This window comes from Dellaglioa sp. CoH-57-MRSF-18, assembly GCF_056781995.1.
On sequence record NZ_JBXAXX010000163.1, the window covers coordinates 1 to 329 of the forward strand.

At 51.4% G+C, this 329-nt stretch carries 1 protein-coding gene; it reads right to left on the bottom strand.

Annotation, left to right across the window (positions count from 1 at the left end; genetic code table 11):
• Positions 1-99: 99 nt before the first annotated feature.
• On the bottom strand, positions 100-329 hold a 230-nt coding region (locus tag AC1RPG_RS08565), incomplete at its 5' end, for a hypothetical protein (protein WP_481762563.1).

Consider the following 329-nt stretch of genomic DNA (forward strand, 5'->3'; position numbering starts at 1 on the left):
GGTCGATACTTCCGATGAAGCGCATGTTGTTCTGCGTCGATCGGTGCACTGCTTTCCTTTTTCTTACTTGCGAACATCAGATTTCCTGTATTACGAGTTTTATTCGTGCCACTCATCGTGTTCTTCGCGCCAACGCCGAAGCTCTTTCTTCATCATGAGGCGCACACCTCTTGCCGCCTCTTCGTACAGTGCGGCGCGCGCCTCTTTCACTGTGTCCCCGGCCTCAAGTTCGGCATCCATGCTAAAGCTGACCGAAACAGGCTCGTAGGTAACGGCCTGAACCGTCTTGCTCAGGTTTACTGAGATTCGTGTCACTTTCATTGGTAATT